This window comes from Streptomyces sp. NBC_00539 (assembly GCF_036346105.1).
Lineage (GTDB): Bacteria > Actinomycetota > Actinomycetes > Streptomycetales > Streptomycetaceae > Streptomyces.
Map to the genome: position 1 here is coordinate 6,630,397 of NZ_CP107811.1, position 24,217 is coordinate 6,654,613.

Annotated in this window: 24 protein-coding genes and 1 pseudogene; 19 read left to right on the plus strand and 6 right to left on the minus strand. The window is 70.0% G+C overall.

All coding sequences use genetic code 11. From position 1 onward, the window contains the following. Positions 1–13 precede the first annotated feature (13 nt). Positions 14–997, minus strand: a complete 984-nt coding sequence (locus OG861_RS30080) for an IS481 family transposase (protein WP_329192147.1) — start codon at positions 995–997, stop codon at positions 14–16. Positions 998–1,141: 144 nt separating this feature from the next. Here OG861_RS30080 and OG861_RS30085 point away from each other — a divergent pair. The 3 genes from OG861_RS30085 to OG861_RS30095 all read left to right on the plus strand — a co-directional run bounded on the left by OG861_RS30085 (position 1,142) and on the right by OG861_RS30095 (position 4,392). Continuing rightward, a protein-coding gene (locus OG861_RS30085) for an IS5 family transposase (RefSeq protein ID WP_329192145.1) occupies positions 1,142–2,001 on the plus strand; the annotation gives its coding sequence in 2 pieces (ribosomal slippage) (positions 1,142–1,502 and positions 1,502–2,001; 861 coding nt in all). A 98-nt stretch (positions 2,002–2,099) separates the two neighbouring features. Further along, a complete protein-coding gene (locus OG861_RS30090) occupies positions 2,100–3,221 on the plus strand; it encodes an IS630 family transposase (RefSeq protein ID WP_329192143.1) in 1,122 nt (373 codons plus the stop codon). Between the two features lie 268 nt (positions 3,222–3,489). Beyond that, on the plus strand, positions 3,490–4,392 hold the full coding sequence (locus OG861_RS30095; protein ID WP_136227622.1) for a hypothetical protein: 903 nt from the start codon (positions 3,490–3,492) through the stop codon (positions 4,390–4,392). Between the two features lie 376 nt (positions 4,393–4,768). Here OG861_RS30095 and OG861_RS30100 read toward each other — a convergent pair whose 3' ends face one another. Further along, entirely contained in the window at positions 4,769–5,275 is a 507-nt protein-coding gene (locus OG861_RS30100) for a DinB family protein (protein ID WP_329192139.1), read from the minus strand. 238 nt (positions 5,276–5,513) lie between these two features. Between OG861_RS30100 and OG861_RS30105 the strand changes: the two genes are divergently transcribed. From OG861_RS30105 to OG861_RS34330, 8 genes and pseudogenes are all read left to right on the plus strand, one after another. Then, positions 5,514–7,175 carry an FAD-dependent monooxygenase gene (locus OG861_RS30105; RefSeq protein WP_329192137.1) on the plus strand — a complete coding sequence of 554 codons (1,662 nt, stop codon included), beginning with the start codon at positions 5,514–5,516 and terminating at the stop codon, positions 7,173–7,175. A 136-nt stretch (positions 7,176–7,311) separates the two neighbouring features. Further along, positions 7,312–7,800, plus strand: a complete 489-nt coding sequence (locus tag OG861_RS30110) for a cupin domain-containing protein (RefSeq protein WP_329192135.1) — start codon at positions 7,312–7,314, stop codon at positions 7,798–7,800. Positions 7,801–8,168: 368 nt separating this feature from the next. Then, positions 8,169–8,705: a hypothetical protein gene (locus OG861_RS30115; protein ID WP_329192133.1), complete on the plus strand. Its 537-nt coding sequence runs from the start codon at positions 8,169–8,171 to the stop codon at positions 8,703–8,705. A gap of 404 nt (positions 8,706–9,109) precedes the next feature. After that, the gene (locus OG861_RS30120) at positions 9,110–9,526 is read left to right on the plus strand and encodes a CBS domain-containing protein (RefSeq protein ID WP_329192131.1); all 417 of its coding nucleotides are present in this window, start codon (positions 9,110–9,112) and stop codon (positions 9,524–9,526) included. A 351-nt stretch (positions 9,527–9,877) separates the two neighbouring features. Continuing rightward, on the plus strand, positions 9,878–10,276 hold the full coding sequence (locus OG861_RS30125; RefSeq protein WP_329192129.1) for an SsgA family sporulation/cell division regulator: 399 nt from the start codon (positions 9,878–9,880) through the stop codon (positions 10,274–10,276). A gap of 122 nt (positions 10,277–10,398) precedes the next feature. Next, positions 10,399–10,788, plus strand: coding sequence for a dihydrofolate reductase family protein (locus OG861_RS30130; RefSeq protein WP_329192127.1), 390 nt, complete (start codon positions 10,399–10,401; stop codon positions 10,786–10,788). A 333-nt stretch (positions 10,789–11,121) separates the two neighbouring features. Beyond that, positions 11,122–11,490 carry a nuclear transport factor 2 family protein gene (locus OG861_RS30135; protein WP_329192125.1) on the plus strand — a complete coding sequence of 123 codons (369 nt, stop codon included), beginning with the start codon at positions 11,122–11,124 and terminating at the stop codon, positions 11,488–11,490. 523 nt (positions 11,491–12,013) lie between these two features. Continuing rightward, positions 12,014–12,385 (plus strand): annotated as a pseudogene (locus OG861_RS34330) (alpha/beta fold hydrolase); the annotation flags it as partial. 113 nt (positions 12,386–12,498) lie between these two features. On the opposite strand, the gene OG861_RS30145 reads toward OG861_RS34330, so the two are convergent. After that, a complete protein-coding gene (locus tag OG861_RS30145) occupies positions 12,499–13,101 on the minus strand; it encodes a dienelactone hydrolase family protein (RefSeq protein WP_329192123.1) in 603 nt (200 codons plus the stop codon). A gap of 186 nt (positions 13,102–13,287) precedes the next feature. After that, positions 13,288–14,535 carry a M20 metallopeptidase family protein gene (locus OG861_RS30150; protein ID WP_329192121.1) on the minus strand — a complete coding sequence of 416 codons (1,248 nt, stop codon included), beginning with the start codon at positions 14,533–14,535 and terminating at the stop codon, positions 13,288–13,290. Positions 14,536–15,056: 521 nt separating this feature from the next. On the opposite strand from OG861_RS30150, the gene OG861_RS30155 reads away from it, so the two are divergent. The 3 genes from OG861_RS30155 (at position 15,057) to OG861_RS30165 (ending at position 17,098) form a co-directional block, all read left to right on the plus strand. Continuing rightward, positions 15,057–15,401 (plus strand): hypothetical protein, encoded by a 345-nt coding sequence (locus OG861_RS30155; protein ID WP_329192119.1) that lies wholly within the window; start codon positions 15,057–15,059, stop codon positions 15,399–15,401. Between the two features lie 112 nt (positions 15,402–15,513). Then, positions 15,514–15,768, plus strand: a complete 255-nt coding sequence (locus tag OG861_RS30160) for a hypothetical protein (RefSeq protein WP_329192117.1) — start codon at positions 15,514–15,516, stop codon at positions 15,766–15,768. 46 nt (positions 15,769–15,814) lie between these two features. Next, positions 15,815–17,098, plus strand: coding sequence for a flavin-containing monooxygenase (locus tag OG861_RS30165; RefSeq protein WP_329192115.1), 1,284 nt, complete (start codon positions 15,815–15,817; stop codon positions 17,096–17,098). Positions 17,099–17,242: 144 nt separating this feature from the next. On the opposite strand, the gene OG861_RS30170 is transcribed toward OG861_RS30165, so the two are convergent. After that, positions 17,243–18,016 carry an ABC transporter permease gene (locus OG861_RS30170; protein ID WP_329192113.1) on the minus strand — a complete coding sequence of 258 codons (774 nt, stop codon included), beginning with the start codon at positions 18,014–18,016 and terminating at the stop codon, positions 17,243–17,245. Further along, positions 18,013–18,621 (minus strand): ABC transporter ATP-binding protein, encoded by a 609-nt coding sequence (locus OG861_RS30175; protein WP_329192111.1) that lies wholly within the window; start codon positions 18,619–18,621, stop codon positions 18,013–18,015. The genes OG861_RS30170 and OG861_RS30175 overlap by 4 nt, the downstream gene beginning before the upstream one ends. Before the next feature lie 339 nt (positions 18,622–18,960). On the opposite strand from OG861_RS30175, the gene OG861_RS30180 reads away from it, so the two are divergent. The 5 genes from OG861_RS30180 (at position 18,961) to OG861_RS30200 (ending at position 24,172) form a co-directional block, all read left to right on the plus strand. Further along, positions 18,961–21,003, plus strand: a complete 2,043-nt coding sequence (locus tag OG861_RS30180) for a M4 family metallopeptidase (protein ID WP_329192109.1) — start codon at positions 18,961–18,963, stop codon at positions 21,001–21,003. Positions 21,004–21,249: 246 nt separating this feature from the next. Further along, a complete protein-coding gene (locus tag OG861_RS30185) occupies positions 21,250–21,888 on the plus strand; it encodes a hypothetical protein (RefSeq protein ID WP_329192107.1) in 639 nt (212 codons plus the stop codon). 38 nt (positions 21,889–21,926) lie between these two features. Beyond that, positions 21,927–22,313, plus strand: coding sequence for a GNAT family N-acetyltransferase (locus OG861_RS30190; RefSeq protein WP_329192105.1), 387 nt, complete (start codon positions 21,927–21,929; stop codon positions 22,311–22,313). Between the two features lie 316 nt (positions 22,314–22,629). Beyond that, the gene (locus OG861_RS30195; protein WP_329192104.1) at positions 22,630–23,073 is read left to right on the plus strand and encodes a transglycosylase SLT domain-containing protein; all 444 of its coding nucleotides are present in this window, start codon (positions 22,630–22,632) and stop codon (positions 23,071–23,073) included. Positions 23,074–23,221: 148 nt separating this feature from the next. After that, positions 23,222–24,172, plus strand: a complete 951-nt coding sequence (locus tag OG861_RS30200) for an aldo/keto reductase (protein ID WP_330261914.1) — start codon at positions 23,222–23,224, stop codon at positions 24,170–24,172. The last annotated feature ends 45 nt before the right edge of the window (positions 24,173–24,217 follow it).

Genomic DNA, 24,217 nt, shown 5'->3' on the forward strand with positions numbered 1-24,217 from the left:
CGCCGGACAGCGCCTAGTTGTATTGACCCGCAGGGTTGTTGACGCGGGTGATGGGTGGGTGTCCGCCGAGTGCGGTGTGGCAGCGGTGGTGGTTGTAGGTGTGGAGGAAGTCTGCCAGGGCCGCTGTCCGCTCGTCGTTTGACCGGTAGGGCCGCTGGTAGGCCCACTCGTCCAGGAGCGTGCGGTTGAAGCGTTCGACCTTGCCGTTGGTCTGGGGCCGGTAGGGCCTGATCTTCTTGTGGGCGATGCCGGCCGCGGTCAGGGTCTGGGTGAAGAGTTTCGACTTGTAGCAGGCGCCGTTGTCGGTCAGGACGCGTTCGACGGTGATGCCGTGGTCCTGGAAGAACGTGTGAGCCCGGGTCCAGAAGGCGATGGCGGTGTGTTGGCGTTCGTCGGTGAGGACCTCGCTGTAGGCAAGGCGGGAGTGGTCGTCGACGGCGGAGTGGACGTAGCTGTAGCCGATCACTGGCGTACTGTTTTTGCGCTGGGTGGTGGTGGCCTGACGGTTGTGGTCGCCGTCAGTTCGGCCCACTGCCCGCCAGCCGCCGCCGTGGGGGATGTTGCCGAGCTTCTTGATGTCGACATGGACCAGCTCGCCGGGCCGGGCACGCTCGTATCGCCTGATCGGCTCTCCGGTGGGCCGGTCCAGCCAGGCCAGGCGGTGCAGGCTGTGCCGGACCAGGATCCGGTGGACGGTCGAGGCGGGCAGGCCGAGGATCGGGCCGATTCGTGCGGGGCCGAGTTTGCGGCTTCGTCGCAGGTCACAGACTTGGGCCTCGGTCGAGGGCGGCGTCCTGTGGGGGGTCGAGCGGGGGCGGCTGGAGCGATCGTGAAGCCCGGCGTTGCCTTCCGTTCGCCAGCGGCGGACCCATTTGTGGGCGGTGGCCCGCGATATGCCCATCTCGGCCGCCACATGGGCGACCGGACGCCCGGCGAGGACACGTTCGACCAGTAGCCGCCTACCGAAGACAGTCAACCGGGCATTACGGTGGGACACGAAGGCCTCCGTGCGGTGAGTTCCTAGACAGCTCCCACCTCACCGGAGGTCTTCGTCATGTTCAAGACCAGCCGAATGTCAACAACGCTCGTGATCAATACACCTAGCGCGTGTCTCTTTGGACGGTAAGTCAGTTGATCGGATATGTCTGTCCGATTAGTGATCACTGATGCGATGTGGGACCGGATCGAGCCGCTGATGCCGGCCGATCCAGTCCGTGGCCGGCGGTGGGCCGACCACCGCCGAACACTCGAGGCCATCGCGTGGAAGTACCGCACCAACTCGCCCTGGCGGGATCTCCCCGGCGAGCTCGGCCCGTTCCAGACAGCCCACAAACGGCTGATCAGGTGGGCCGTCGACGGCACTTGGGAGATGATCCTCGTCGCCGTCCTGGCGGCGGCGGACGCCGACGACGACATCGACTGGACGGTGTCGGTGGACTCCACGGTCGTCCGCGCCCACCAGCACGCCGCCGGGGCACGTAAAAGGGGGCGGCTCGCTCCGGTGAGCCCGCCGATCACGCTCTCGGACGCTCCCGTGGCGGGCTGAGCACGAAGGTCCACCTGGCCGCGGACGGTGGGGCACGGCCTCTGGCTTTCACCATCACCGCAGGTCAGGCTGGTGACGCACCCGCCTTCAAGACCGTGATGTCCCGCATCCGCGTGCCCCGCACCGGCCCTGGAAGGCCACGAACCCGGCCTCTCGCTGTGCTGGCCGACCGGGCGTACTCCTCCCGCGCCATCCGCAGTCACCTCCGGCGCCGGGGAATCCGGGCGGTGATCCCGCAACCTTCCGACCAGATCGGCCACCGCCTGCGGCGGGGCCGACAAGGCGGCCGCCCACCGGGCTTCGACCGTGAGGTCTACAAGCAGCGGAACACCGTCGAGCGGTGCATCAACCGGCTCAAGCAGTGGCGCGGCCTGGCCACACGAACCGACAAACTCGCCATCGCCTACCAGGCCGCACTCCACCTCGCCGGCATCCTCATCTGGACCCGACGCTGACCAAAGAGACAGAACCTAGTGCTGTGACCGGGAAGGTTCGCCGGGTTGCTGGTTGTGCTGGTTGGAAATGAATTCTCCGACCAGCATGGGGAGGCGGGATGGCGCAACCGGTCCGGTTTCGCAGGCTGACCGAGCAGGAGGGGCAGAAACTGCAGCACATCGTCTGGCGGGGCAGTACCAGTTCTGTGCGGTTTCGGCGGGCGATGATGCTGCTCGCTTCGGCCGGTGGCAGCAGGGTCCCGGTGATCGCACGGCTGGTCCAGGCGGACGAGGACACTGTCCGCGATGTGATCCACCGCTTCAACGAGATCGGGCTTGCATGCCTGAACCCTCAGTGGGCGGGAGGCCGTCCCCGCCTACTCAGTCCTGACGACGAGGACTTCGTCGTCCAGACGGCCAGTGCCCGACCGGCCCAGCTCGGCAAGCCCTTCACCCGCTGGTCGATCCGCAAGCTTGTCGATCACCTGCGGCGCAACATGGCCAGGCCTGTCCGGATCGGCCGAGAGGCACTTCGATGCTTACTTGCCCGCCGGGGGATCACCTTCCAGCGCACGAAGACCTGGAAGGAGTCCCCGGACCTGGACTTCGACGCCAAGCTGGACCGGATCGAGTACGCGATCAACCAGCGGCCGGACCGCACGTTCGCGTTCGACGAGTTCGGCCCGCTCGGCATCCGCCCCACCGCTGGCTCCTGCTGGGCAGATCGGGGCCGGCCCGACCGCCTTCCGGCGACCTACCGCCGCACCCACGGAATCACCTACTTCCACGGCTGCTACTCCGTCGGCGACGACAAGCTCTGGGGCGTCAACCACAGACGCAAGGGCATCGACCACACCTGGGCGGCCCTGAGAACGATCCGGGCCGCACGCCCGGACGGCGGACCGATCTACGTGATCCTCGACAACCTCTCCGCCCACCTGAACTGGAGAATCCGCAGGTGGGCGGCCCGGCACAAGGTCGAGCTGTGCTTCACCCCGACCTACGCGTCCTGGGCCAGCCCCATCGAGGCCCACTTCGGACCCCTGCGGCAGTTCACCCTGGCCAACTCCAACCATCCAAATCACACGGTCCAGACCAGGGCCCTGCACGCCTACCTGCGCTGGCGTAACCAGAACGCCCGCCACCCCGACGTCCTCGCCGCACGACGACGCGAACGCGCCCGCATCCGCAGCGAGAAAGGCATCCGCTGGGGCGGCAGACCACTACCCGCCGCGGCCTGACCACCCGACCCGGCAAACCTTCCCGGTCACAGCACTAGGCGCCGGGCCTGGATGCGACGGGTCCCGATGCGGCGCAGAATGGACGAGGGCGTTGCACATGGGCGGGAATCGCCGGTGGGCGCCCTGTTGGAGCTCAGGTCGTGCCGCCCGTCGCAGCCTCGGTCGACCCGTGACGTCGGCCGCTGCGACCGCATCCAGGCGGGGAACCCCCTACGCACGGGCGACCCCACGACGCCCGACGCGCGCGCCCACCCGACGAAATGGGGCAATGATGAGGAAATCCCTGGTGGTCACGCTGGCGACTTCTGCAGTGGCGGTTCTGCTGGCGGGTCCCGTCACCCCCGCGTCCGCTTCCGCGTCCTGCTTCGGCACCAGCGGGAACACCTCGATCCTGTTCTACCGGACCGGTAGCGGCTCCGCCGTCACCGGAACCCTCTCCGCCGGCCACTGGGAGTCCAACGGGGAGTTCCACCTGCCGCGCGGCTACACGCACGCGGCGGCGAGCCACGATTCGCTGCTGCTGTACAACAAGATCACCGGGGCTGGGGAGGTCGGCACCTTCACCGACGGCGAGTACGCGCGCACCCGCACCTTTGGCAACTTCCCGACGGGTTGGACCCAGGTCGAGGCCTCCGGCGACTCGGTGCTCTTCTACAACGGCCAGACCGGCCACGGCATCACCGGCACCCTGCGGAACGGCAAGTACCAACAGGTGCGCACGTACGACGACTTCAAGAAGGGCTGGGTGACCATGGCCGGCTCGTGCGACACGCTGACCGCCGCGGCCCGGCCAGGGGCGGCCACCTTCTCGTGGGACAAGAGCGAGTACGGAACCCTGGAAGGCGGCGTCTACGGGCGCAGGGGCAGCTTGGTGGGGGAGGACCACCTGGGCCAGCTGACCGCCACCAGGGACTCGGTGCTGTCCTGGGCGAAGGCGGGCGGGAAACTCGACTTGCGGGCGGGCACGGCGACCGACGGCTGGGTCTTCCATTTCCGCGGGGTCGGCACCTCCGACCTCTGGGAGAAGGTGGGCCGAACCTCGGACAGCCTGCTCTTCTACAAGTCCGACGGCACCGCCTCGGCCTCGAAGCTGGTCGACGGCGACTACAAGAGCGTCGGGCCGCTGGACGACATCTCCCCCGGCTGGACCCTCATCGAGGGCGGCGTATAACCAGGGCATGGCCGCCCCCGCCCCTGGGCGTCAGGGCTTCGCCGCCGCCGTGGCCTTCACGTAGAGCTGGGCAACGTACGGCGCTCGCCGGTCGCTCCGGCCCGGTGAGACGCGACCGCCTGGCAGGCCCCGACAGGATCCCGGTGGCGGGTAGGCGGCACCGCGTCCCGTGTCCGGCCATTCGGAATGGCGATCCCCCTGAAGTATGTGGGGCCCAGCGCGCCGAGGGCCACCCTGGCGGCGGGCATTGAACCTGCTGCGTGGCGCCCTGAAGGTGAGGGCCCCGCGGTCGGTGACTGCGGGGCCCCATGCCAGTCGAAGTCGTCACATCCGACCAGCACAACGAGCAACCCGGCAAACCTTCTCGGTCACAGCGCTAGTCGCGGCGTTCCAGCTGGCGACGCATGTCGAGCAGGTGGTGGCGCAGCTCGTGCAGGGTGTGCACGGCGACCCAGCGCAGTGAGCGCTCCGTGGGCTCGGGGTAGCTGTACACCAACGTGCGATCCCAATCGGAGGGAGAGAGCCGGTCGAGAACGTCGTGGAACAGCGATGCTGCGTCCTGGAGTTGGCGCGCGACATCGGTGGGCGTTTGCTGCGCATATCCGTCGTGCTCGACCCGCTCGTCCCGCCCCATGGACTCGGCGACCGGCGTATCAAGGCGGCGAGCGGCCAGCACCCGTTCCCTCTGGACGAGCAGCACATCGCGCATGTGGCAGGCGTACTCCAGAGGTGACCATACGTGCGGCGAGGAGCGCTGCCGCAGCACCGGCGGCGCGGCTTGCAGCAGGTCCGCGTACTCGCGCGCGTGGCCCCTGGCGAGGATCGGGACACTGGTAGCCAGGGCGAGGTCGTACTCGAAACCGCATTCCGTACAAGCCGTCATGTACTCACGTTAACGGTCGGATGATCCGAAGCAAACGGCCTGGCCCCACCGAGCCGGGGGACAGGCGCTACGCCAACCTGGCAGCGGCCGGATGAGTGAACCTGAAACTTCGTCAACCCGTCCTGACCAGCACGTTAGCGGCTACGCCACGGCGGCCGAGCCGCCAATCCGCCGGTCGGTGCAACCTGGTGAAGCAGACTGGCTCGCGGACTAAGCCGGATGACGAAGGGTCCTGATCATGGCCGATATCGACGTACTCGTGGTGGGCGCGGGCCCGGTGGGCCTGACGGCGGCGGCCGAGCTGCGGCGCCACGGAGTGGACTGCCGCATCGTCGATCGGCTGGCCGGCCCGCAGCCCTATGCCAAGGCCATCGGCATCCAGCCCCGCACGCTGGAGGTGTGGGACGACATGGGCCTCGCCCGCGGGGCGCTGGATCACGCGGTGCCGCACCGGGGCCAGCTGGTCTTCATCGACGGCAAGCCGAGCCCCCAGGTCGAGTTGACCCTGCCGCCCGAGATCCCCTACCCCTTCGCCACGCTGCCCCAGTACGCGACCGAGCGGTTGCTCGGCGAGCATCTTGCGCGCTTCGGCACGGAGGTGGAGCGGCCGACCGAGCTCCGCTCGCTGGAGACGCACCCGGACGAGGTGGAGGCCGTCCTCGCGCACGCCGACGGCCGGACCGAGCGTCTGTCCGCCCGCTACGTCGTGGGCTGCGACGGCGCGCACAGCCTGGTCCGCAAGGCGGCCGGGCTGACCTTCGAGGGCGACGCCTTCCCCGAGCAGTACATGATCGGCGACGTCGAGCTCGACTGGGAGCTCCCCGTCGGCTACAGCATGCGGTCCGTGAACATGGACGACAACGGTTCGATGGCCGACATGCTCATTTGCATTCCGATGCCGGGCGTCCGGCGGTACTGGCTGTCGATGCTGCGCCCTGGCGCCGACGCCGGGGACGAAAACTCATTGAGCGCGCCGGACGGGATGGGGGACGGCCACGGACCGGACCTCGGCCAGATCCAGGCCGTGCTCGACCGGCTGTCCCCGGAGCCGACAACCGCCTCCACGCTGCGCTGGTCGTCCGCCTTCCGGGTCAGCCACCGCCTGGTGGACCGCTACCGGAACGGCCGTCTCTTCGTCGCCGGGGACGCCGCGCACATCAACCCGCCGATCGGCGGACAGGGTCTGAACACCGGCGTGCAGGACGCCTACAACCTGGCCTGGAAGCTGGCCCTGGCCGTCCGTGGTGTGGCCACGGACGAGGTGCTGGAGAGCTATCACGCCGAACGCCACCCGGTCGCGCAGGAAGTGGTCAACCGCACCGTCCGACACGCCCGCTCCGCTGGTCATGCCCGCTCCGGCCTCGGCAACAAGGGAGACGACCCCGAGACGACGCTGCGGCGCCAGGCCCAGCTGCTGGTCGCCTACCCGGACAGCCCGTTGATCCAGCCGAAGGGTGCGGACGGCACGCCCGTGGCCGGTCCCGCCACGGGCGACCGGGCACCGGACTGCCGCGGCCTGCTGAGCGACGTCGCCACCTACCCGTGGCGGCTTTTCGACCTGCTGCGCACCCCGCGGCACGTGCTGTTGCTGTTCGCGGGATCGGAGCACGCCTCGGGCGACAGCGCCGCACGGCTCGAAGCCTGCGCCGCCGAGGCGCACCGCGCCGCCCACGGCCTGCTCGACACCTACCTGATCACCGCCGCAGAGGTACCGCGGGACACCGGGCCGGTCTCCCTACGGCTGCCGCGTGTGTGCGACGCGGCGGGCGAGTTCCGCGACGCCTATGCGCCGCGCGACGGCGAGGCCCTCCTGATCCGCCCGGACGGCTACGTCTCCGGACGCTTCCACCCGGCCGTACCGGAACACCTGGCGGAACACCTGCGCCGCACCTTCGCCTGACCCGCGCTGCGCCCGGGGCAGGTCGCTGTGGCCGTCCACCGTCGGTGGACGGCCGGCAGCGTGCCCGTCACATCTCGACTCGCCGGTCCGTCAAGGAGACGGAGCCGCCGAACAGGCCGAGACGAGGAGCGCAACCATGACCAACACCCCTGACGCGGATGACGAGAAGCGTTTCGTCCTGCTGGAACCCGGTGCCGTCCGGCCGGGCCGCGTACCGCTGCCACCCGCCTTCGCCGTCAAGGCCGCCACGGCCGACACCGAGGGGCGGTTGTCGCTCCTCGAAGTGACCCTGGCGAAGGACATTCCGCGCCACGTCCACCGCCGGGCCGACGAGTGCGTCTACGTCCTCGAGGGCGTCCTCGCCATCGAGTTCGACGACCGCACCCACTCGGCGCCGCAAGGGACCTTCGCCTTGCTGCCCCGTGGCGTCCCGCACGCCCTGCGCCGCGCCTCCGACCCGCCCCCGCGCGTGCTGCAGATCTCCTCCCCGGGCGGCTGGGAGTGCTACGTCGAGGACCTGGTCGAGGCCGGCCCGAGCGTCCTCACCGGTGGGGAACTGGACCCCGAGAAGATCAACCCCATCGCTGCCCGACACCACATCCACTACGAGGAACGGCGCCCCTGAGGCCCCGCTCGTGCGACTCTTGCGGTCGCGCCGCAGGTCACGGCTGCCGGGGTGAGGTGTGGAGGGAGCTATGGTGTCCGGAGAGCAGGCTGTGGACGAGGAACGCTGGTCCAGGTGGCCGGGGATCCCGCGACAGCGACGCCGCAGCCGCCGGGCGGGCGTTGCGGCAGCTGCGGACGGATCTTCACCATCAAGGCAGCACGATCGCGGTGGCAGCGTTGGCGGTGCCTTTCCTGCTCCGGCTCGCGGCCGCCGGCTCTCCCGGGCTCCGCGCGGAAACCCTTCGCCTGGTCGCCGAGATCGGACGATGCCAGCACGATGGGGACGGAACACGCGAAGGCCTCCTCCAAGTCGCCGAGGACCCCTTGATGAGGGAGGGCACCACGGACTGCCCGGTGGACTGGACGATCCGGGCCGCGCGCGACGCCCTCACCGCCGACCTGCACCTCCTGTTCCCGCTTCTCCCCGACCCCGATCCCGATGTCCGCGCCGTGGCCGCCTTCGCCCTGGCGGCGGCGACCAGCGGGATTCCACGCGTTTCGTCAGCCCTGCGCGGCAGGCTGGCAGTGGAGGACGACCCGGTGGTCCAGGTGAGCTTGATCCTGGCGATCGCCCAACTCGCCCGGGAGCAAGGGGACGTACACGCTCCCGCGTGGGCCCGGGGCCTGTGGTCGGATCCCGGCCGAACGCCCGAGATCCGCATCGGCGCCGGGCTCGCCTGGCTCTGTCTGGTCGACGACCCCGTCCCTGACGAACTCCGCACCCTCCTGACCGACCTGAGCACCGGGCAACGCGGCGATCTGCTCCAGCGGGTGCCGTGGCTCCCACCGGTCGACACCACCAGCGGACTGCGCCGCTGCGTCCACGACATGCTCACGCCGGACATCCCCTGGCACAGCGGTTGACGGTTGACGGCCCTGCGCCCGGAGGGGCGCAGGACCGGGGCCTTCGGCTGAACGGGAGGGGGCAGCGCGCCGGCACACCCACGGCCAGGCCGGGTGCATCTCGATGTTCTCCATGCCAACCTCGGACGGCCGGACGGCCGGGCGACCGGGCGACCGGGCAGCCCAAACGGCCGACCGGGCCGGGCGACCGTCGAGCCCACCGGCGCGGGCGCCCCGGGGCCACCGATACCGTGCGCGCCCGCCCCTCGCGCGGCCGGCCGACTGGCATTGGGGTCGCCGAGTCGCGCCAAGGGGTGGCTGGGCGGCATGTGGCGTTATGCGTCCGTGGCTCGGGGCACACCTGGTTGCATCCCGCGGCTCCGCTCATCGGGCGGCGTCGCATCGCCGAGGTAAGGAGTGTCGTAGTGACGACGGCCCGCGAGATCATGACCGAAGGCGCCGAGTGTGTCGGTGCCGAGGAGACGGTGCTGGAAGCGGCGAAGAAGATGACACGGCTGGGAGTCGGTGCGTTGCCCATCTGCGGCACGGACGACAAGCTCAAAGGGATGCTCACCGACCGCGACATCGTGGTCAAGGTCCTGGGCGTGGGCAAGGACCCCGGTCAGATCAAGGCCGGTGACCTCGCGCAGGGTGAAGCGGTCACGATCGGAGCCGATGACGACGCCGAGGAAATCCTCCGCACGATGACCTCGCACCAGGTGCGCAGGCTGCCCGTGATCGACGGGCACCGCCTGGTGGGCATCGTCGCCCAGGCCGACGTCGCCCGCGCCCTGCCCGACCCCAAGGTCGGCGATCTCCTCCAGGCCCTGTCCACCGACTGACAGCCGGCAGCAGCACGCCGGTCTGTCGTCCCGGGGCGCCGGCCCCACCGGCCTGCGCCCCACCGCGGGCACGGACGCACGCCGGTGCCCCTCTGAGGGCAGGAGGACGCAGCATGAGGGAGTCCCGTGCGGAGTCGGGCAGCCGGCGCCGTGACTCCCCCCGGACGGTTCCCCGAGGGAGCGGGTCGGCGGTCGAGGAGCCCGTCGGGACGGCCGCCCGTCCTCCGGGGAACCGGGGGTTTCGCCGGGGTCGGAAACGAGGTGGTGTGGTCGGCGCCGGGATGGGCACACGCGGATCCGGCGCCGACGGCAGGTGCCCCGTCCTCGTGGAGGCCTTCTGTGACGTCCGGCATGACCTTTTTGATACACGCCCGCGTGGCCACGGCCGGCGGGGCGCCACTGCTGGTGCAGCTCTCCTACACCGCGTCGGACCCGGTCGCGGTACGGGCGGTGATCCTCCACGCCGGTGAGCCGCTCGCCTGCTGGTACTTCGAGCGGCAGATGCTGGCCGACGGACTACACCGGCCGGTGGGGGAGGGGGCCGTGCGCTTCCGGCCCGTGAGCAGTGGGCCGAAGCGAGACCTCCGCATCGAGTTGCGCGGAGCAGATCGGGCCGGTCAGGACCGGGCGGTGCTGCTCGCGAATGCCGACGGCGTCGCCGCCTTCCTGAACCGGACGTACGCGGCGGTCCCCGCCGACAGCGAGAGCGCACACCTCGATGATCAACTGGACGCGCTGCTCAGCCGTTGACCCGCCGCCCTCCTCCTCGGTGACCGAGGCCGGCCGAGACAGGCTGATCGGCCATCCGTGGTTTCGGTAAGTTGACGGATCGCGGGACCGATGAGTTTCTCCGTGATCAGCAGTCAGTGACCATGGCTTTGGCGCAATGCCCACGCAGGAGCGGACGAAGCGTGCACGGTCGAAGTTGCGGCACCTGGACGCGAGAGACCGAGGAACCCTCAGATGCGCACCCTGACCAGCACCGCGTTCATCTCACGATCCTGCGCCCGCTCGAGGAGGTCGCCGCGCTCAAGGAGACCGAAGGCGGCCCGATCATCCTCCACGGCAGCGCCTCGCTGAACCAGGCCCTCTCGGACGCCGGCCTGATCGACCACTACCACCTCATCGTGTACCCGCTCCTGCTCGGCGCCGGCAAGCGCCTCTTCAGCGCCACGGACAAGGACACCCAGAAGCTCAAGCTCGTCGAGCACGAGGCCTACCCCAACGGCCTGCAGAAGAATGTCTTCGACGTCATCCACTGACACGTCACGGCACCCGCACCCGCCCTGCCGTCGCATCCCCGGACGCGTACCGAGGCTCGACCGGCTCACCACGGAATCAGTCCTGCCCTCGCACTCTCCGGGTAGCGGCTGGTCAGCCGGATGCGTCGCAGATCCCGCAAGACCTGGACGGCCCGCATGCCCATCCATGCGTGCCCGAGTAGGTCGGGACTGCCATTACCTGAGTGGTAATCGCATGGTCGGGCGTGACGCGGCAGAGTGGAGCCATCGGACGTCGGGCCGGCCTCCTCCGGCCCGTCGACCGAGCCAACTCGCCTGACCTACAGGCGACTTCGACCGACAGGGAGTTCTGTCATGCCGATGCACGCTGCCGCCGTATCCCGTTACTTCGAGGCGTGGAACGCCACCGACGCCGACGGCCTCGCCAAAGCGGTCGCCGCAGCCTGGTCCGAGGAAGGCACCTACACCGACCCGCTGGCCGACGTGCGTGGTCACGAGGCGATCGCGGCGGTCATCCGGGCCGCGCACGAGCAGTTCCCGGGCTTCGAGTTCAAGCTGACCGGCGAGGTGGACGGCAACCATCACATCGCCCGCTTCAGCTGGGAGCTGGTCTCCACGGCCGACGGTTCCGCTCCGGTCGCCGGCTCGGATGCGATCACCCTGGCCGAGGACGGCCGGATCACCTCGGTCCTCGGCTTCCTCGACCGGATCCCCGCCGCCTGACGCTCCGCCCGACGGCCGCTGGTACCCCGCCTGGCGCGTACACCTGCTCCGCTGATTCGAGCCTTCCGGACGGGGTCCTCGTCCGGAAGGTCACCGCACTTCGATCCTGGCCTTCCAGGGCACGACCACCAAGGGACAGACCCGGTCTTGGTCGGCGCGACAGCGGGGTACGGCCGTGACGGTTGCGGTACCACCACCTTCCGCATGGAAGACGGCTGCGGCGGCCCCGCTCGGTGTCGTACTGCCGGAGGTACGCCGGAGAACAGCGGGGTCGCTGGAGGTGGGAGTGCCCCACGTGTAGGTGAGACCGTTTGCCCGGTGGGCGGTGAGCCGGACTTCGACGTCGTCTCCAGGGCTCGCGGTCACGGTCCGGCCGGCGTCCGCGTTGGTGAGCACCGTGCGGTGGGCGGACGGGGCTCGGTCGGGTGCCTGACCGTGGGCAGTCGTCGGTGCCGCAGCAGCGGTGACGGTCACCAGGGCCACGGCCATGCCCCGAGAAGCGGTGGACCACTTCGTTCCCACCATGGATCCTCTCTTCGGTTCCGCCGAACCGGATGTCATCCCGGCCGGCAACAGCGGGGCCATCCTTCCAGGTGGCTCGCCCTGCTACCGAAGGGCCGCGTCCAAAACCACCCGGGTGGCGGAGCCTGCCGGGCAGCGGCTGGAGCCTTCTACGTCTTGCGGGGAGTCGACGACCACGGTCACGCAGGCGACCGCCTACACCCTGCGGGATCTCGCCGCCGACGCGGCGGACCTTGCCGGGGCGCTCGGCGGGCGGCCTGCGCACCTCGCGGGGATCGGCGTGGGCGGGATGGTCGCCCAGCTCGCCGTACTCGACCATCCGGGCGCGTTCTCGGCGTTCACCCTGGTCGGCGCCCGCGCGGTTGCCCCCGGACCGCCCGACGACGACTTCCGTGGTGGCCCCTCTGACCAACGTCACGCGCGAGCGGCCGTCCCCCTACCGATCCGGCCGTTCTCGCGTTCGACTCACGGCCACAGCGGTCCCGGTCAGGCGGGTGCAGTCGAGGTTCCCTGCTTGATGTGGTCGAGGAAGTCGAGCACGCGGTGGGTGACCTGGGTTGCAGCGTGCTCGTCGTGCGACGCCAGGCTGCTGTCGGTGAACAGATGTCTGTCTCCGGAGTACAGGAACAACTCGGCACCGGCCACCGTCTCGACGAGCGCGCGGGCCGCGTCCACATCCCCCTCACCGGAGAAGAACGGGTCTGCGTCCATGCCGTGCACCTGGACCGGGACGTCCTGGGGCCAGGCGCCACCGAACTCCGAGACAGGGACGCATGCCTCCAGCAACAGCGCGCCCTTCGCGCCGGGGCGGGTCTGAGCCAGCTTCTGCGCCGGCAGGACGCCGAGCGAGATCCCGAGGTAGACGAGCTCCGCAGGCAGCTCCCCGGCGGCAGCGGCTCCGCGCGCGAGGACCGTATCGAAACCGACCCTCGCGGTGTAAGCGATGCCCTCTTCGAGGCTGTCGAATACCTGCCCCTCGAACAGGTCCGGGGCATGGACAGTGTGGCCGTACCGTCGCAGCCGCTCGGCGAACCGGTCTACGCCGCCGGTGAGTCCGTGCCCGTGATGGAAAAGCAGCACCTCAGCCATGTCGCTCCCCTCCTCCTGCGTTGCCGGGGCGGCGCCGCAGCACGAGTGTCACCGGCAGCACTGACAACCGCGCCGGGGCCACGTCCGTCCTCGACGGCCTCGAAGAGCGGTGGACCGTGCCCGACGGCGAGGGGCGCGGTGCGTGCACGGCACTTCGACCGGGTGGGCCGGGCCGGTGACCGGGCGTCAGGTCGGCGGCCCGTGTTGACCGGTGGCTTCGAGAGCCGTGGCCGCGTAGAGGGCCGCTCCGGTGGCCAGGGCGTTCTCGTCGAAGACGACCCGGTTGGAGTGGATGTCCGGTGTTTCCCCGGCTGGGAGGCCGGGTGGGCGGGCGCCCAGGAACGCCATCGCGCCCGGCACCTGCTGCAAGACGTAGGAGAAGTCCTCGGCACCCATCAGGGGCTGGGCGAGGTGGTGGACGCGGTCGGGGCCCAGGAGCGCGCTTGCGGTGGCGTGGAGGAGCCGGGTGCGGGCGGGATCGTTGATGACGGGTGGGTAGCCGTCGGTGAGGGTGACTTCGGCCGTGGCCGCGTGGGCGGCGGCGACGTGGTGGGCGACGCGGGTGATGCCTTCGTGCACCAGCCGACGGGTGGCCGGGGAGAGGCTGCGCACGGTGCCGTGGATCTCGGCGCAGGCGGGGATCACGTTGGTCGTGGTGCCGGCATGGAGGGAGGCGACGGTGACGACCGCCGGGTCGAAGACGTCGATCGTGCGGGTGACCATCGCCTGGATCGCTTGGACGATCTCACACGCGACAGGGACCGGATCGAGTGCCAGGTGCGGGGCGGAGGCGTGACCGCCACGCCCGCGGACGGTGATATGGAGCAGGTCGGACGCGGCGAAGGTCGGTCCGGGCCGCAGGTGGATCGTGCCGCTGTCGAAGCGGGTGGTGATGTGCAGGGCGAACGCCGATTCCACCCTGCCACCGGCGAGCTCCAGGACCCCCTCGTCGATCATGTGCCTTGCACCGCCGCCGGATTCCTCCGCCGGCTGGAACATGAACACCACCCGACCGGCCAGCGTCGAACGCCGGGCGGCGACCAGGCGGGCGGCCGTGACGAGCATCGCCGTGTGGGCGTCGTGTCCGCAGGCGTGCATGGCGCCCGGCACCTGTGAGGCGAACCCCAGGCCGGTCTCCTCCTGCAAGGGCAGGGCGTCCATGTCGGCCCGCAGCAGCACCGTCCGGCCGGGCGAGGCGCCTTCGAGGGTGGCCGTGACGGATGTGAGGCGCGACCCCGTGGCGATCTCCAGACCCAGGTCCGCCAAGGCGTCCAGCACGGCCCCTTGGGTGCGGGGCAGATCCAGGCCCAGTTCGGGGAAGCGGTGCAGGCTCCGGCGCAGCGCCACGGTCTCGGGCAGCAGGGTGTGCGCCTCGGTGAGCAACCCTGCCCACGCCCTCCGGGGCGCGGCGGCGCCCTCTCCTGACGCGCTCACCCAGCGGCCTCCCTCAGCCTCGACCTCGGACAGGGGAGAGCCAACCGTGTCCGGCCCGGTGAAGGCCGGTGACCAGCAGGGCTACGCGCACGACGTCTCCTCCAGCTGCGGGGCATTCGGTGTCGAGTGTCTTGACTGCCCGGTGCCGGCCACTGCCACTCCGCACTTCACCCACAAGGCACATCAGCCGCGGCGAACGGAGGGGGCGGTCTCGTGGACAGGCCGGTCGCGTTGCCGGACCCGGCCGAAGTGGGCCCCCACCCGAATGGTGGCAGTGGGCAGGACGCGGCCTCGGTGTCGTCCGACGCGCGGATGCGGACTGCACCCACGCAGATCGCGGAGGCACCGGTGACCGCGGCACGCCGCTTTCCGCACCGCGGGGCGAGGCCACGCGGCGCGGGCGCCGTCTGGGGTAAGGCGGATCGTTTCACTGCCACCCGTAAGCATGAGGCAGGGCTGTGAGGGTGCTCAGCGGGCATTGATGGCCAGGCAACGTTCCTCATCAGCAGAAAGACTCGTCGATGCGTCTTCGTTCCGCCTTCACTGCCGTTCTCGGTGCCGGGCTGCTTCTCGTTGCCGTCCCGGCTTCCGCCTCTGCCGCTTCGGGGCAGTTCCGCTACGACTACGTCACCGTCGAGGGCAATGAGGCGTCAGGCTTCCTCAACGCCCCGCCCAGCGACCGGTGCCTGAACCTTCCCGGTGTGGGTGAGGAGAATCCCGAGCCCGCTCATTCGCCGAAGAACCGTACGGACAGCTGGGCGAGGGTCTTCGCGGACCCGAACTGCGAGGGGCCTTCCTTCGATCTCCGCCCCTACGCGGGCGGCGGTTCCGACCGGCTGAAGGTACGTTCGGTCGTCTTCGGCTGACTGCCCCGCGGGAACCCCTGCGGCCGATAGGCGGTGTCGTCGTGTCCGTCGGCACACCAGATGGACTGTGGGCGAACCGCCCTCGGCATTGACCGGGTGCTCGACTGCTCCTGTGGCATCGGCGCAAGCCATCGGCCTCGCGCTGCGCGGCCATCGGCTCATCGGCTCACCGGGTCGTGGGCGTCGCGGAGCGCGGGAAGCCGGCTGCCCCACCACCGACATCGCGCACACCGTGACCAGCGGTCTGGTGCACCTCACCGTGTTCGCCTCCATGACCGCCCCCGCAGTCCACGCCCGTTCAAGCGGCCCGGTCTTGCGCACGCCCTGTTCCACCCGGCCGCTCCCGATCACCGCGTACTCCGCATGAGTGGTGGGCGGCACCCTGCGCGGTGCGGCTGTCGTTGCACCGGACGATGCACACCGTTGAAGATCTTCGCAATCAGACCGGCCGTGCGCCGGTACTCGTCGTCGGTGCCGGCTCGAGCGGGCTGGCCACCGCCGCCATGCTCGGCAAGGCCGGCCTTCCCGCCGTGGTCCTGGACGGCGCCGACCGCGTGGGCTCGAGTTGGAGCGAGCGGTACGACCACCTGGAGCTGCACACCACCCGCAGGTTTTCCGCGCTGCCCGGTCTTCCCGTTCCCCGGCAGGCCGGCTGCTGGGTCGGCCGTGACGACTGGGTGCGGTACCTGCGGGACTACGCCGATCACCACCGGCTCGACATCCGTACCGCCACTGTCGTCCGCCGTATCGAACCCGCCCCGCCGGCCGTGTCGGGTCGCGGTGCGCTGTGGCAGGTGTCCACTGCCGGGGGTCCTCGGCTGGCCGCGTCCGCGGTGATCGTGGCCACCGGTCGCAACCGCGTGCCGCGGATGCCCGACTGGCCTGGTCGCACTTCGTTCACCGGAGCTCTGCTGCACGCCGCCCAGTACCGACACCCCGGGCCCTACCGCGGGCGGGCGGTGCTGGTGGTCGGCGCCGGCAACAGTGCCGCCGAGATCGCGGTGGCCCTCAGCAACGCCGGTGCCGGACCGGTGTGGATGGCGGTGCGGACGCCGCCGCACATCGTGCCGCGCTCCAGCAACCATCTCCAGGCATTCGCCGGCGTGACCCAGCACATGCCCCGCGCATGGGGCGACTGCGCCACCGCGGTGATGCAGCGCCTGACACTGCCGGACCTGACCCCTTTCGGGCTCCCGCGCCCAACGGTCGGCATGTATACGCGCGCGGCCCGTGAAGAAGTCAACCCCGTGCTCGACCACGGCCTGGTCGACGCCATCCGATCCGGGGGTGTGCGCGTGACCGCCGCGGTGACGGGTTTCGACGGCCCCCGCGTACTGCTCGCCGACGACACCAGCCTGACTCCGGAGGTGGTCATCGCCGCCACCGGCTACCGCACCAACCTGCCCGAGTTGCTCGGACCGTCACCGGTCCTTGACGCCGCCGGTCTGCCGCTGGTGCGCGGCGAGCGCACCCACTCCAGCGCCCCGCACCTGTACTTCGCGGGCTTCGGCAATCCGCTCACCGGGGCACTGCACCACCAAGGCGTCGAAGCCCGCCGTATCGCCCGAACCCTGAGCCGCACCGCCCGAGCCCTGAGCCGCACCGCCCCGTCCGGGCGCGACGCAGCCACCGGCGACGGGGTGATGATCCCCCGCCAGGCATCCCGTACGCGCAGCATCTTCGCCCGCAACAGATGAGGAAGCAGGCAACACCGTACGGTCGTACCCCGCGCAGAAGGCGTCCCGGGCGGGGTGCGACCCGGAGCAGGACCCCAGGCCGTCAGCCGTCAGCCGGCAGTCGTCAGCCGTCCCCCGTCACGGCACCCGGCAGCCCTGAACGGTTCAGGTACGGGGAGTCCGGGCGTGTGCGACCCGGGTCAGCCGATGGAAGGCGGCCAGGGCGACGACGGCGGCGGCGGTGAACCACAGGCACTGGACGGCCACCGCGGGCACCGCAGACCGCGTCGTGAACGCGGCGGTCGTCGCGGCCTGGACCGCCCCGTAGCTGGGCAGCAGGATCATCAGCGGGCTGTCGGCGATCGCGCTGGCGACCGGGGTCTGCAAGGAGACGTCGACCAGGCTGATCATGACAACGGCGAACATGCCCGTGACCTCACGACGCAACACGGTTCCGAGGACGACACCCATCGCGCCGTAGGTCATCGCGCCCGCGAACAGTGCCCCCGCCACCCACACCGGCCTGGCCGGTGCGATGAACACGCAGAGCGAGGCAGTGGCGTACGCGGCGGCGAGAGCGCAGGCCAGCGACAGGGAAGCGAGTTTGCCGAGAACGAGGCGGAAGCGGGAATAGCCGGCGAGCGCGAGACGGTGGTCGAAGGCGTGGCTGGCGAAGGTGGCGGCGAAGGTCAGGAAGCCGATGATGAGGACCACGGCGTTGAGCGCGCCGGTCAGTTGCATCAACCGGTTTCCGGCCACCACCACGCTCACGTCGTCGGCGCGCAGCAGGAACGACACCGGCGTGGTGTGGGTGTCCAAGTAGATGGTCGTCGTCCACCCCGGGATGAACGTCGCCGCCAGCAGGATCGCGAACCGGTTGCGGCCGTATTCGATCAACGTGTAGCGAGCCGTCGTCGCGGCCTGGCCCACAGCGCTCACCGAGCCACCACCGATCCCTCCCTCTCCAGCACCCCGTCGCTCAGACGCCACAACACGTCGAGGTGGTCGCAGTCGTAGGCGAGGTGGGAGACGATCAGGACACGCCGGCCCTCGTCGCGCAGCCGGGCGGCCAAGGCCCAGAACTGCTGGTAGGTCTGCCAGTCGAACCCCTGGTACGGCTCGTCCAAGAGCAGCACCGCAGGATCGTGCATTACCGCCAGCGTGAGGTTCAGCTTCTGCCGTGTCCCGCCGCTCAGCCGGTCGGCCGGCACCCCCGCGTACCCGGCGAGTCCGAGTTCCTCCATCACCTCCCAGGCCCGCTGCGCGGTGGGCAGCCGGTAGGCGCTCTGGAAGTACCGGACGTGCTGGGCGACGGTCAAGGCGTCGTTGAGCACGACGTGCTGCGGGCAGTACCCCAGCTTCCCGCCGGGCTCGACCGAACCCCGGTCGGGCCGCAGTTGACCGGCCAGGATCTTCAGCAGCGTGGACTTGCCCGCACCGTTCTCCCCGACGATCCCCGCCAGCGTGCCCGGCCCCAGCCGAAGGTCCACGCCCCGCAGCACCCGGCGGCTTCGGTAGGCATGGTGCACGTCGTGTACGCGCACGGTGGACTCCTTACCCCGGGACCGGGCCGAGCGCCCCGCCGCAGCGCTTAACGACCCTGCCGGGCAAGCGTTTCGCCGCCGCGGACACCGAAATTCGGACTCCTTCGCCCGCGGGGGCAGGTGCGGCCACACCGGCTGTGCGCACATCGATCTGTCCGCTCAGCGGACTGCGAACGCCGATTTCAGGACTCGATTCGGCCGATTCATGACGCGCTCCTGACAAAGATCGAGATCGCTGGCAATCTCTCCCCATCCCCAGCACGAACAGCTCCGCACGCTCTGCCCCGGTCGGCCACTTTCCAGCCACCCGGTAACCCCCCACACGCAGAAGGAGTCCGCGTGAAGTCCACGCACCGTCGTCACGCCACCACCACGGCCACCCTGCTCACCGCAGCCGCCCTGCTCACCGTTGGCGTGCAGGCGGGCAGCGCCAGCGCGCAGCCCGAAGGAACCGCGAACGCCGCCGGCCCCAAGGGCCAGCCGGTACGTAACCCGGGCGCGCTGCCCGCACAGCTGTCCCCGTCCCAGCGCGCCGAGCTCATAGCCAAGGCCCAGAGCACCGTGGCCGCCACGGCCAAGGAACTCGGCCTCGGCGCCCAGGAGAAGCTGCTCGTCCACGATGTGGTCAAGGACCAGGACGGTACCACCCACACCCGGTACGAGCGCACGTACGAGGGACTCCCGGTCCTCGGCGGCGACCTGGTCGTCAGCCGTACGGCGGCCAACACGACCAAGAGCGTGACCAAGGCGTCCGGCGCCCAGCTGCAGGGCCTCTCCACCTCCGCCCCGGCCGACGCTCCGACGGCCGCCTCCAAGCAGGCCCTCGACGCCGCGAAGGCCGTGGGCTCCAAGGCCGCGCAGGCCGACGTCGCGCCCCGCAAGGTCGTGTGGATGGCCAACGGCGTGCCGACCCTCGCCTACGAGACCGTCATCGGCGGGCTCCAGGACGATGGCACCCCCAACCAGCTCCACGTCATCACCGACGCCAACACGGGTGCGAAGCTCCACCAGTGGCAGGGCATCGAGACCGGTGTCGGCAACACCCACTACAGCGGCCAGGTCACCCTCGGCACCTCGCAGTCCGGTTCGAGCTTCACGCTCAACGACGCGGGCCGCGGCGGTCACAAGACGTACAACCTGAACCACGGTACGTCCGGTACGGGTTCGCTCTTCACCCAGTCCACCGACACCTGGGGCAACGGCGCCAACTCCAACGCCGCCACGGCGGGCGCCGACGCCGCCTACGGCGCCGGGGTCACCTGGGACTTCTACAAGAACGTCCTCGGCCGCTCCGGCATCCGCGGTGACGGCGTCGCCGCCTACTCCCGCGTCCACTACGGCAACGCGTACGTCAACGCCTTCTGGGACGACAGCTGCTTCTGCATGACGTACGGGGACGGGACGGCCAACAACGACCCGCTCACCTCGCTGGACGTCGCCGGTCACGAGATGACGCACGGCGTCACCGCCGCCACCGCCGGCCTCAACTACAGCGGTGAGTCGGGCGGCCTGAACGAGGCGACCTCCGACATCATGGGCACCTCGGTCGAGTTCTACGCCAACAACCCCAGCGCGCCCGGCAACTACCTCATCGGCGAGCAGATCAACATCAACGGCGACGGCACGCCGCTGCGCTACATGGACAAGCCGAGCAAGGACGGCGGGTCCGCGGACAGCTGGTACTCCGGCGTCGGCAACCTCGACGTCCACTACTCCTCGGGCCCGGCGAACCACTGGTTCTACCTGGCCTCCGAGGGCTCCGGCGCCAAGACGGTCAACGGCGTCAGCTACAACTCGCCGACCTCCGACGGCCTGCCCGTCACCGGCATCGGCCGGGACAAGGCCCAGCTCATCTGGTACAAGGCGCTCACCAGCAAGTTCAACTCCAGCACCGACTACAAGGGCGCCCGCGACGGCACGATCGCCGCGGCCACCGAGCTGTACGGAGCGGGCAGCGCCGAGGTCACCAACGTCACCAACGCCTGGGCCGCCGTCAACGTGGGCACCCGCTCGAACGGCGGTACCCCCACCCCGGGGAACGTCTTCGAGAGCACCACCCGCGTGGCCATCCCGGACTCCCCGGGCCCCGCCGTCACCTCGTCGGTGAACGTCACCGGGATCAGCGGCAACGCGCCGAGCACCCTCAAGGTCGGCGTGAAGATCACCCACACCTACATCGGTGACCTGCAGATCGACCTCGTGGCCCCCAACGGGACCTCGTACCGCCTGCAGAACTCCTCCTCGGACTCCACGGCGAACCTCGACAAGACGTTCACCGTCAACGCCTCGGCCGTGGCCGCCAACGGCACCTGGAAGCTGAAGGTCCAGGACAAGGGCGCCGCGGACGTCGGCACCATCACGGACTTCAAGCTCACCTTCTGAGCAGCCGACCGAGCATGACCTGACAGGTGCCCGGGGCCCCACGGCTCCGGGCACCTGCGTTCGTGGTGGCAGCGTGGGCCGCGTCGGGGTCGACGCCGCCGGGTCCGGTTCCGCACTGCCGTGCGCCGGGGCCACGGTTGCCGCTTTGCCTGTCGCCCGTGTGAGACACTCTGCGGCACCTGTATGTCATGGACCGGACATTCGTGCTCCCTCACGGGGTGCACAAGGAGAAGGGGCTACGACACCATGAACAGAACCGCCTCCAGGGGTCTGGGCCGGGCGAGCCTCGCGCTCGGTGCGGCCCTGGCGTCGACCGTGCTCTGCGCCACCGTGAGTGCGGCGGTGCCCGCGGGGGAGGGCGGAGTCACGGGCAAGGGTTCCGTCGCGCGTCCGGTCGGTGAAACCGCCTGCCCCGTCGTGTACTTCGACCTGGGCGAAACCCTCGTACATACCGCCGACGACGGCAGCATCACCTATCTGCCAGGAGCGGCCTCCTATCTGCGCGCCCTGCGCGAGCGCCACATCGCCATCGGCCTGATCACCAACGTCCCGCCCTCCTGGGGCGCAACCGACGCCGAGCGCGCCGCCAGGCTGAAGAAGGAAGTCGACGCCGCGTGGAAGGGCTCTGCGCCCTTCGCCTGGGAGGACTTCGGCGACCGGATATTCACCCCCCGCACGGAGGCGGAGCGCAAACCGGCTCCTGCTCTCTGGCAGCGCGCGAGGGCCGCGTCAGGGCGCTGCCGCCTCGTCTTCCAGGCGGAGACGGTAGAAGAGGTCCAGGTCGCCGCCTCGCTGGGCTACGTGCCGTACCAAGTCGCACAGCCCCACCGGCCCGAGTTCCTCCCGGTCGGCCTGATCCGGCTCCTCGGCCACCGCTCCTCCTGACCGGAGCCGAAGCATCACTGGTACTGGACCTTGCCGTGGTGGAGCAGTCGACGGGCAACGTCATCGGCGAGGCGGTCCTGAACGAGTGGGATCCGCGCAACGAAAGCTGCAGCTTCCGCATCGGCCTGGTGCCCGGCACCCACGGACACGGTCTGGGCACCGAGGCGATCCGGTCGATCGTCGGGTACGGCTTCGAGCGACTGGGGCTGCACCGCATCTCGCCGGAGGTCTACGCCTTCGATCCGCGGGCTCGTCGCGTCTACGAGAAGGTGGGGTTCGCCGCCGAGGGCGTGTTGCGCGATGCACTGTTCTGGGAGGGCGAGCGGGTGGACGCGGTGGTGATGTCGATCCTGGCGCCGGAGTGGTCCCAGCACCGTGGGTGGCCGGAATCAGCCGGCCCTACCTGTGACTCACGCGGGCGCTGAACGTATTTGATAGGTCGCAAAGGGTGACATTCTGCCTGCCTGCTGGTGACACGGCCCATAGGAGCCGCGTCACATACGAGCCGGGATAGTAGGTCTGGGGGCCTTGTTCCGCCGACGAGGGCCCGACGTGCACGGCCCTGACAGGACGGCGCCGCGGGCCGTGAAGCGCTCGGTATGAAAGTGCCTAGTAGGAGAGGTCGTTGCCAGGTCCGCCCAAGCCTGGCTAACTGGTTGATGTCGCCGGGCGGCACGGGTGCTCCACCCGCCGCCGACGAATCCCTCTCCCCCGCGTGAGTGGTTCACGCATGTCTTCGGCATGCCGCGACCGTCCTCGTCCCCTTCGGAAGGTTCGTCCGTGTCCAACGCAGTCATCCGTCGCATCGCCGTTTCCAAGAAGACCCTCGCCGGTGGCATCGTCGCGCTGGGAGTGGCCGGCTCGATGCTCGCCACGGTTCCCGCTCAGGCGGCCCCGACGAGCGCCAAGGCGATCGCGCACCAGATGATCAAGGACCCGGCGCAGTTCGCGGCCTTCGACAAGATCATTTCTCACGAGAGCGGCTGGGACCACACCGCCACGAACGCCTCTTCCGGCGCGTACGGCCTGGTCCAGGCCCTGCCCGCCTCGAAGATGGCCTCCGCCGGCTCCGACTGGAAGACGAACCCGGCCACCCAGATCAAGTGGGGCCTGGACTACATGAACTCCCGCTACGGCAGCCCGGTAGGCGCTTGGAACTTCTGGCAGGCCAACCACTGGTACTAAGCGACCGGCGGGTAGCGAACACACGAAGACGCTCGGCAGGGACCTCCCGGCCGGGCGTCTTCGTGTATGCGGCCGCCGAGCCCATGACGGCGCGGTGCAGCGTCCGGCCTGCGCGCGACGGTTGACCGGCTGTCGTTAGGGTGCGGGTATGACGATCTCCCTGGACTCGCACAGGCTGCTCTACGGATGCATGGGGTTGGGTGGTGAGTGGGACGACACGCCTTACGGCGCGGCGGACCTGTCGCGGGCCGAGGAGGCGGTGGAGGCCGCACTCGACAGCGGCATCACCCTTTTCGATCATGCCGACATCTACCGTCACGGAAAGGCCGAGGCCGTCTTCGGTGAGGTCCTCTCCCGCGCGACGGGCCTGAGGGAGAAGATCGTCATCCAGACCAAGTGCGGCATCCGCCTGGGAGACGGTGTCAGGCCGGGAATGTACGACCTCCGGGGAGAAACCATCGTCCGCAGGGTCGAGGGGAGCCTGGAGCGTCTGCGCACCGACGTGATCGACGTGCTGTTGCTGCACCGGCCCGACCCATTGGCCGATCCGGAGGACGTCGCCGCGGCGCTGACGTCTTTGCACCGTCAGGGGTTGGTACGCGGCTTCGGCGTGTCCAACATGGGAGCGGCGCAGGTCCAGGAGCTGCAGGGCTTCCTCGACGTCCCGTTGGTCGCCAACCAACTGGAGATGAGCCTGGCGCGCCGCGACTGGCTGGAAGCGGCGGTGCTGGTCAACACGACCGCCGCCACCGGCAATGGGTTCCCTCCCGGGACCCTGGAGTACTGCCGCAAGAACGGTGTGCAACTGCAGGCCTGGGGCGCGCTGGCACAGGGGCGTTACACAGGGCGGTCACAGACGCGGGAGGACGAACGGACTGCGCGACTGGTCGCAGCGCTCGCCGAGGCCAAGAACACCACTCCGGAGACCATCGTCTTGTGGTGGCTGCAGCGACACCCGGCCCGTATCGCCCCGGTCGTCGGCAGCGCGCACCCCGGCCGTATTCGTGCCTGCGCCGATGCCGCCGGGCGGACGCCGGAACTCACCCACGAGGAGTGGTACGACTTGTGGCTGACGGCGCGCGGCACCCCACTGCCCTGATGGGTGGCAGGGTGGCGGCTGCGTGCCGCGTTCGAGGCGTGCACG

Excerpts from the sequence above, each read along its gene's own strand:
- OG861_RS30090 (WP_329192143.1), top strand. The coding sequence starts at position 2,100 with ATGGCGCAACCGGTCCGGTTTCGCAGGCTGACCGAGCAGGAGGGGCAG.
- OG861_RS30095 (WP_136227622.1), top strand. The coding sequence starts at position 3,490 with ATGATGAGGAAATCCCTGGTGGTCACGCTGGCGACTTCTGCAGTGGCG.
- OG861_RS30100 (WP_329192139.1), bottom strand. The coding sequence starts at position 5,275 with ATGACGGCTTGTACGGAATGCGGTTTCGAGTACGACCTCGCCCTGGCT.
- OG861_RS30105 (WP_329192137.1), top strand. The coding sequence starts at position 5,514 with ATGGCCGATATCGACGTACTCGTGGTGGGCGCGGGCCCGGTGGGCCTG.
- OG861_RS30110 (WP_329192135.1), top strand. The coding sequence starts at position 7,312 with ATGACCAACACCCCTGACGCGGATGACGAGAAGCGTTTCGTCCTGCTG.
- OG861_RS30115 (WP_329192133.1), top strand. The coding sequence starts at position 8,169 with ATGAGGGAGGGCACCACGGACTGCCCGGTGGACTGGACGATCCGGGCC.
- OG861_RS30125 (WP_329192129.1), top strand. The coding sequence starts at position 9,878 with ATGACCTTTTTGATACACGCCCGCGTGGCCACGGCCGGCGGGGCGCCA.
- OG861_RS30130 (WP_329192127.1), top strand. The coding sequence starts at position 10,399 with ATGGCTTTGGCGCAATGCCCACGCAGGAGCGGACGAAGCGTGCACGGT.
- OG861_RS30135 (WP_329192125.1), top strand. The coding sequence starts at position 11,122 with ATGCCGATGCACGCTGCCGCCGTATCCCGTTACTTCGAGGCGTGGAAC.
- OG861_RS30145 (WP_329192123.1), bottom strand. The coding sequence starts at position 13,101 with ATGGCTGAGGTGCTGCTTTTCCATCACGGGCACGGACTCACCGGCGGC.
- OG861_RS30155 (WP_329192119.1), top strand. The coding sequence starts at position 15,057 with ATGCGTCTTCGTTCCGCCTTCACTGCCGTTCTCGGTGCCGGGCTGCTT.
- OG861_RS30165 (WP_329192115.1), top strand. The coding sequence starts at position 15,815 with ATGCACACCGTTGAAGATCTTCGCAATCAGACCGGCCGTGCGCCGGTA.
- OG861_RS30185 (WP_329192107.1), top strand. The coding sequence starts at position 21,250 with ATGAACAGAACCGCCTCCAGGGGTCTGGGCCGGGCGAGCCTCGCGCTC.
- OG861_RS30195 (WP_329192104.1), top strand. The coding sequence starts at position 22,630 with ATGCCGCGACCGTCCTCGTCCCCTTCGGAAGGTTCGTCCGTGTCCAAC.
- OG861_RS30200 (WP_330261914.1), top strand. The coding sequence starts at position 23,222 with ATGACGATCTCCCTGGACTCGCACAGGCTGCTCTACGGATGCATGGGG.